At 69.5% G+C, this 7,279-nt stretch carries 8 protein-coding genes; 3 read left to right on the forward strand and 5 right to left on the reverse strand.

Features of this window, described 5'->3' with window-relative positions; translation table 11 throughout:
• Nucleotides 1–81 precede the first annotated feature (81 nt).
• Together ACFU99_RS03670 and ACFU99_RS03675 are read left to right on the forward strand one after the other, a co-directional pair.
• On the forward strand, nucleotides 82–723 hold the full coding sequence (locus tag ACFU99_RS03670) for an IclR family transcriptional regulator (RefSeq protein ID WP_384385188.1): 642 nt from the start codon (nucleotides 82–84) through the stop codon (nucleotides 721–723).
• 83 nt (nucleotides 724–806) lie between these two features.
• Nucleotides 807–1,595: a S16 family serine protease gene (locus ACFU99_RS03675; protein WP_384385190.1), complete on the forward strand. Its 789-nt coding sequence runs from the start codon at nucleotides 807–809 to the stop codon at nucleotides 1,593–1,595.
• Nucleotides 1,596–1,612: 17 nt separating this feature from the next.
• Here ACFU99_RS03675 and ACFU99_RS03680 read toward each other — a convergent pair whose 3' ends face one another.
• The 5 genes from ACFU99_RS03680 to ACFU99_RS03700 form a co-directional block, all read right to left on the reverse strand.
• Complete coding sequence (locus ACFU99_RS03680) at nucleotides 1,613–2,608, reverse strand: glycine betaine ABC transporter substrate-binding protein (RefSeq protein WP_384385194.1); 996 nt, start codon at nucleotides 2,606–2,608, stop codon at nucleotides 1,613–1,615.
• Nucleotides 2,608–3,486 (reverse strand): ABC transporter permease, encoded by an 879-nt coding sequence (locus tag ACFU99_RS03685; RefSeq protein WP_384385196.1) that lies wholly within the window; start codon nucleotides 3,484–3,486, stop codon nucleotides 2,608–2,610. The genes ACFU99_RS03680 and ACFU99_RS03685 overlap by 1 nt, the downstream gene beginning before the upstream one ends.
• The gene (locus ACFU99_RS03690; protein ID WP_384385208.1) at nucleotides 3,483–4,700 is read right to left on the reverse strand and encodes a betaine/proline/choline family ABC transporter ATP-binding protein; all 1,218 of its coding nucleotides are present in this window, start codon (nucleotides 4,698–4,700) and stop codon (nucleotides 3,483–3,485) included. The genes ACFU99_RS03685 and ACFU99_RS03690 overlap by 4 nt, the downstream gene beginning before the upstream one ends.
• Nucleotides 4,701–4,812: 112 nt before the next feature.
• On the reverse strand, nucleotides 4,813–5,460 hold the full coding sequence (locus ACFU99_RS03695) for an ABC transporter permease (RefSeq protein WP_384385199.1): 648 nt from the start codon (nucleotides 5,458–5,460) through the stop codon (nucleotides 4,813–4,815).
• A 24-nt stretch (nucleotides 5,461–5,484) separates the two neighbouring features.
• Nucleotides 5,485–5,949 (reverse strand): Lrp/AsnC family transcriptional regulator, encoded by a 465-nt coding sequence (locus tag ACFU99_RS03700; RefSeq protein ID WP_384385202.1) that lies wholly within the window; start codon nucleotides 5,947–5,949, stop codon nucleotides 5,485–5,487.
• A gap of 141 nt (nucleotides 5,950–6,090) precedes the next feature.
• On the opposite strand from ACFU99_RS03700, the gene hppD reads away from it, so the two are divergent.
• Nucleotides 6,091–7,230: a 4-hydroxyphenylpyruvate dioxygenase gene (hppD, locus tag ACFU99_RS03705; protein WP_384385205.1), complete on the forward strand. Its 1,140-nt coding sequence runs from the start codon at nucleotides 6,091–6,093 to the stop codon at nucleotides 7,228–7,230.
• The last annotated feature ends 49 nt before the right edge of the window (nucleotides 7,231–7,279 follow it).

The following is a 7,279-nucleotide window of genomic DNA, read 5'->3' on the forward strand; positions in this document are numbered from 1 at the left end:
CCTCTCGCGCGCGCTGCCGGACGGGACCGGCGGCGTCCCCACCGCGACGGGAGCCGCCACTCACGTTGAGGAGGGGGCGTCGTGACCGCGGAGACCTCGCAGACGCTCGACCGAGGATTGCGCGTCCTCAAACTGCTCGCCGACACCGATCACGGGCTCACCGTCACCGAGCTGTCCACCAAGCTCGGCGTCAACCGGACCGTGGTCTACCGCCTGCTGGCGACGCTTGAGCAGCACGCGCTCGTACGCCGGGACATCGGCGGCCGGGCCCGCGTCGGGCTGGGGGTGCTGCGGCTCGGCCGCCAGGTGCACCCCCTGGTGCGGGAGGCGGCGCTCCCGGCGCTGCGCTCCCTGGCCGAGGATATCGGGGCAACGGCCCATCTGACCCTGGTCGACGGGACGGAGGCGCTGGCGGTCGCCGTCGTCGAGCCGACCTGGACCGACTACCACGTCGCCTACCGCGCCGGTTTCCGCCACCCGCTCGACCGCGGGGCCGCCGGCCGCGCGATCCTCGCCGCCCGCCGTGGCGAGAGCGACGATCCGGGCTACGCCCTCACCCACGGCGAGCTCGAAGCGGGCGCGAGCGGCGCCGCCGCCCCGCTCCTGGGCGTGACGGGGATAGAGGGCAGCGTGGGCGTCGTGATGCTCGCGGACTCCGTCCCCGAGCGCGTCGGCCACCGCGTCATGGACGCGGCGAAGGAGGTCGCGGAGGCGCTGCGGTAACGCGGCCCACCGCTTGTACGCCCCGTCCATACGCCCGTACACGCGCCCCACCGCGGAAGAGGCCGGTACGCGTGTGAATTAGGGTGGCGGGCGTGTCTTCTCGTGGTCGGGTTCTTACGGTCTGCTCCGTGCTTGTCGTCGCGCTGCTCGCGGTCGCGGCTTTCGCGCCGTTGCCGTTCTCGCTGGCGCAGCCGGGTTCGACGGCCGATGTGCTGGGGTCACGTCGCGGGGAGCAGGTGATCACGGTCAAGGGGGCCGACACCCGGAAGACCACCGGGCAGCTGCGGGCCACCACGATCGTCGCCACCGGGCCGGACGCCGACGTACGGCTCGGAGACGTGATCGACAGCTGGTTCCGCACCGACCGGGCCGTCATGCCGCGGGACTCCGTCTACCCCGTCGGCAACACGACCGCCGAGGTCGAGAAGCACAACTTCGCCGACATGCGGAAGTCGCAGGACGCCGCCACCGAGGCCGCCCTGCGCTATCTGCACCGCTCGTCCAAGGACGTGAAGGTCACCCTCGACCTCGCCCGCATCGGCGGGCCCAGCGCCGGGCTGCTCTTCACCCTCGGCATCATCGACAAGATCGACGGCGACGGCCGCGGCGGCGAGCTCACCGGCGGCCGTACGATCGCGGGCACCGGCACCATCGAACCCGACGGGACCGTCGGCCCGGTCGGCGGCGTGCAGCTCAAGACGCAGGCCGCCAAGCGGGACGGGGCCACCGTCTTCCTCGTGCCGAAGGGCGAGTGCAAGGAAGCCGAGGCCGTACGCCCCGACGGGCTCCAGCTCATCCCCGTCACCACCCTCAAGGACTCCGTCTCCTCCCTCCGGGCGCTGGCGGCCGGGAGCTCCGTCCCCACCTGCTGAAACGCCGCAACGGCGGCTCAGCCGCCCTTGATGAAGCCCTCCTTGATCAGCCACTCCTTGGCCACCTCGTGCGGGTCCTGCCCCTCCACGTCCACCTTGCCGTTCAGCGTCCGGGCCACGTCGTTCGTGAGCTTCTTCGTGATCGGGTCGAGCACGTCCTTCATGGCCGGGTACTTCTTGAACGCCTTGCTGTTGATCTCGGGAGCGGCGTTGTAGTTGGGGAAGAAGTGCTTGTCGTCGCGCATCACTTCGAGGTTCATGGCCTTGATCCGGCCGTCCGTCGTGAAGACCTCGCCGTACGTGCACGAGCCGCCCTTGGAGACCTGCGTGTAGACGATGCCGCCGTCCATCTTCTGGATGTTCGAGGCGGGCAGCCGCATCCCGTACTTCTTCTGCATGCCCGGCAGCCCGTCATTGCGCGCCGCGAACTCGCTCTCCACGCACAGCGTCACCGCGGACCGGTCCTTCTTCGCCAGCGCGGCCACGTCGGAGAGCGTCTTGGTGCCGTACTTCTTCGCGTTCGCGGGGTTCAGCGCCAGCGCGTAGGTGTTGTTGATGGTGCTCGGCTCCAGCCAGGTGATGCCCTTCTTGAGGTCGGCGTCGTGCACGGCCTGCCACTGCTCCCGCGGGTCGGCGATGGGCTGGTCGTTGCCGAGGTAGGTGATCCAGGACGTGCCGGTGTACTCGTACATCGCGTCCGCGTCACCGGACTTCACGGCCTCGCGGGCGCCGATGGAGCCCTGGATGTCGGTGCGGTCCAGGACAGTCGCCCCGGCGGCCTTGAAGGCCAGGCCCATGATCTGGCCCAGGATGATCTGCTCCGTGAACTCCTTGGACGTGACGGTCAGATCGGCGCCCTTGAGCGGCTTGCCCTGGCCTATGGAGCCCGGCTGGACGTTGTCGACCATGGGGCTGCCGCTGGTCAGCCCGCAGCCGCTGAGAGCCAGCGGGGCCAGCAGCGCGCCGGCCGCGGCGGCAGCGGCCAGCCGGGTACGGGACGGCGTACGTATCATCAGTCGCTCCCCTCCAGCCCGCGCGGCCGCAGCAGCAGTTCGGCCAGCGAGGCCAGCCAGTCCACGAGCAGGGCGAGCACGATCGTCAGCACGGAGCCCAGCACCAGGATCGGCATCCGCTGATTGGTGATGCCCGTGGTGATCAGGTCGCCGAGGCCGCCGCCGCCCCCGAAGGCGGCGAGCGTCGCCGTGCCGACGTTGAGCACGAGCGCGGTCCGTACGCCCGCGAGGATCAGCGGCACGGCCAGCGGCAGCTCGACCTTGCGCAGCACCCCGGCCGCCGACATGCCGATGCCGCGCGCCGCCTCCACCAGCGTCGGATCGATGGCCTTGAGCCCCGCGATGGTGTTGGCGAGCACGGGCAGCACGGCGTAGATGACGATGCCGAACAGCGCGGCCCGGCGGCCGATGCCCATCCAGATGACGAGCAGGGCCAGCAGGCCGATCGCGGGCGTGGCCTGGCCGATGTTGGCGACGGCCATGGCGAACGGCGCGGCGCCGCGCAGCCTGCGGCGGGTGAGCAGGATGCCCAGCGGGATCGCGATGATCAGGACGAAGAAGGTGGAGACGACGGTGAGGTAGATGTGCTGGCGCAGCCGCAGCCAGACGTTGCCGCCCGCGATGGAGTTGCGGGCGATGGAGTCGAGGTCCGCGCCGCGGAACCACAGCCACAGCGCGAGCAGGATCAGGGCCAGGACGGCCGGCATGTAGGTGAGCCGCTGCCAGGTGAGGCGGCGGGGCGGTTTCGGCGCGGGGGGCCGGGCGTGCCCGGCGGCGGGTTCGTCCACGTCCACCTCGTCACGGAAGGCGAGGCCCTTGACCTCGTGCTCGCCCGGAGCCCGCTCGTTCCTGGGCCGCCTGCGGTCCCGGCGGCTCACGAGACGTCCTCGGGGCGGACGGCGGTCGCGCCCTCCTGCTCCCGTCTGGTCTGGTGCGCGCGCTGCTCCAGCAGCGCGTGCTGGTGCTCGACGGCTTCGAGGCGGTCCTCCTCCAGCAGCTGCTGCACGGAGTTCATCAGCGTCTCCATGTCGACGACCCCGGTGTACTCGCCGCGCCGCCCGGTGACGGCGACCCGCCCGGCGTTGTCGGTGAGCACGGCCTCCAGCGCGTCGCGCAGCGTGGCGTCGCGGGTGACGGTGTCGTGGACGAGCGTCCCGGCGCGGGCCAGCGAGCCCTTGGCCCGCATGAGGTCGCCGCGGCGCAGCCATTTGTACGGGCGCTTGTACCGGTCGAGGAGCAGCACCTCGTTGGTGGAGCCGGAGCGCAGCATGTCGAAGAGGTTCTGGAGCGGGTCGTCGATGGTGGCGGTGGGGAAGTCGACGATCTCCACGTCGCGTACGCGGGTGAGGTTGAGCCGTTTGAGCGCCGCGCCCGCGCCCACGAAGCCGGAGACGAAGTCGTCGGCGGGGTTGGTGAGGATCGCCTCAGGGGTGTCGAACTGCGCTATGTGCGAGCGCTCGCGGAGCACCGCGATGCGGTCGCCGAGCTTGATGGCCTCGTCGAAGTCGTGGGTGACGAAGACGATGGTCTTGTGCAGCTCGTGCTGGAGCCGGATCAGTTCGTCCTGGAGGTGGTCGCGGGTGATCGGGTCGACCGCGCCGAAGGGTTCGTCCATCAGGAGTACGGGCGGGTCGGCGGCGAGCGCGCGGGCGACGCCGACGCGCTGCTGCTGGCCGCCGGAGAGCTGCCTCGGGTAGCGGCCCTGGAACTCGCCGGCGTCGAGCCCCACGAGGTCGAGCATCTCCTCGATGCGGCTCTTGACCTTGGACTTCGACCAGCCGACGAGCTTGGGCACGAGCGCGATGTTCTGGGCGACCGTCATGTGCGGGAAGAGGCCGGAGGACTGGATGGCGTAGCCGACCTTGCGGCGCAGCCGGACCGGGTCGATGCCGGTGACGTCCTCGTCGTCGATCCGTATCCGGCCGGAGGTGGGCTCGATCAGCCGGTTGATCATCTTCATGGTGGTGGTCTTGCCGCAGCCGGACGGGCCCACGAAGACGACGATCTCACCGGCCTTGATGTCCATGTTGACGTCCTCCACCGCGGGGGCGGGGGTGCCGGAGTAGTGCTTGGTCAGGTTCTCCAGCGCGATGGTGGCGCCGGTGGTGGTCGTGGTGGCCGTGGTGCCCGGCGGTGCGGTGTGCGCCGGCGCGGCGCCGCCCGGTGTCGAGGAATCGGGCGTCGAGGAGTCGGGCGTCGAGGAGTCAGGCACGGATCCCCCTGGAGATGGTCAGCCGTCCGATGAGGACGTACACGGCGTCGAAGACGAGCGCGAGGAGCACGATCCCGAGCGTCCCGGCGAGTACCTGGTTGAGCGCGTTGGCGCTGCCCAGGGAGGAGATGCCACGGAAGATCTCGTTGCCCAGGCCCGGTCCGGAGGAGTACGCGCCGATGGCCGCGATGCCCATCAGCATCTGGGTGGAGACCCGGATTCCGGTGAGGATGGGCGGCCAGGCGAGCGGCAGCTCCACGCGCAGCAGCCGGGAGAGGCGGGACATGCCGATGCCCTTCGCGGCGTCCACCAGGGTGGGGTCGACGCCGCGCAGCCCGACGATCGCGTTGCGGACGATGGGCAGCAGCCCGTAGAGGATCAGGGCGGTGACGGTCGGCGCGACGCCCAGCCCGGTGATCGGGATGAGCAGGCCGATCATGGCGAGGGAGGGGACCGTGAGGACCGTGGCCGTCGAGGTGATGGCGAGGTTCCCGGCCCACTCGCTGCGATAGGTGGCGACGCCGATCAATACCCCGATGAGGGTGGCGACGACCATGCACTGAAAGACGGCGCTCGCGTGCTGATAGGTGTCGGTGAGCAATTGCGCGTACCGGTTGCCGATGTATTCCCAGAAATTCACTGGGCCGCTCCCTCGACGCTGTGGTCAGTCCTCCGCCGCCTGTTTCACCAGCGGAATGATCCTGAGTGGCACCGGATTCTCCATCACGATCGCTGTGGACGCCCGAACAATGCCATCAAAACCCACAACCCGGTCGATCACACGTTGGAGGTCGGCGTTGGAACGGGCTACGAGGCGGCACAGCATATCGCCGTGGCCCGTCGTCGTATGCAGTTCGAGCACCTCGGGTACGCCCGCCAAATGAGTGCGGACATCCGCCCCTTGGCCCTGTTTGATCTCCAGCGTCGCGAACGCCGTGACCGGGTACCCGATGGCCGCCGGGTCCACATCGGGGCCGAATCCGCGAATGACCCCATTGCCCTGCAAACGGTCCAAACGGGCCTGCGCGGTGCCGCGCGCGACGCCCAGCCGCCGGGACGCCTCCAGAATTCCTATCCGCGGCTCCAGAGCCAGTAGCTCCAGCAATCTGCCGTCCAGATGATCGATCATCGGGACCTCCCGGGGCGATGTTTCGACGGTCGATGGTCATCATGTACAGAACGCTCGGAGATACTGCCCTATCGCTGTGCAGATTGCCCAGGGAAAACGCAAACTATTGCGCATCTTGTGGTTCGGAGAGAGCCTGCGGCCATGACAGAGACCCTGCACACCCCCAGCACCGCCCGGCAGGCCGACCCGTTCCCGGTCAAGGGGATGGACGCGGTCGTCTTCGCCGTAGGCAACGCGAAGCAGGCCGCCCACTACTACTCGACGGCCTTCGGCATGACGCGCGTCGCCTACTCGGGCCCGGAGAACGGCAGCCGCGAGACGGCCAGCTACGTCCTCGAATCCGGCGGCGCCCGCTTCGTGTTCACCTCCGTCATCAAGCCCTCCTCCGAGCACGGCAAGTTCCTCGCCGACCACGTCGCCGAGCACGGCGACGGCGTCGTGGACCTCGCCATCGAGGTGCCGGACGCCCGCGCCGCGTACGCCTACGCCACGGCGCACGGCGCCACCGGCCTCCAGGAGCCGTACGAGGTCAAGGACGAGCACGGCACCGTCGTGCTGGCCGCCATCGCCACCTACGGCAAGACCCGCCACACCCTCGTCGACCGCTCCGGTTACGACGGCCCGTACCTCCCCGGCTTCGTCGCCGCCGAGCCGATCACGGAGCCGGTGGCGCGCCGCTTCCAGGCGATCGACCACTGCGTGGGCAACGTGGAACTCGGCCGGATGAACGAGTGGGTCGAGTTCTACAACAACGTCATGGGCTTCACGAACATGAAGGAGTTCGTGGGCGACGACATCGCCACCGAGTACTCCGCGCTCATGTCGAAGGTCGTCGCGGACGGCACCCGGAAGGTGAAGTTCCCGCTCAACGAGCCGGCCATCGCCAAGAAGAAGTCGCAAATCGACGAGTACCTGGAGTTCTACGGCGGGCCGGGCGTACAGCACATCGCGCTCGCCACCAACGACATCGTGGCGTCCGTACAGGCCATGCGGGCGGCCGGCGTGCAGTTCCTGGACACCCCGGACTCGTACTACGACACGCTGGGGGAGTGGGCCGGCGAGACGCGCGTCCCCGTGGAGACGCTGCGCGAGCTGAAGATCCTCGTCGACCGCGACGAGGACGGCTATCTGCTCCAGATCTTCACCAAGCCGGTCCAGGACCGCCCGACCGTCTTCTTCGAGATGATCGAGCGGCACGGCTCGATGGGCTTCGGGAAGGGCAACTTCAAGGCGCTCTTCGAGGCCATCGAGCGCGAGCAGGAGAAGCGCGGCAACCTCTGACGCAGACGCCGTCGCCGACGGCGCCTGGGCTGGGCGAGCGGGCCGGAAC

It is taken from the genome of Streptomyces sp. NPDC057654 (assembly GCF_042800135.1).
GTDB lineage: Bacteria > Actinomycetota > Actinomycetes > Streptomycetales > Streptomycetaceae > Streptomyces.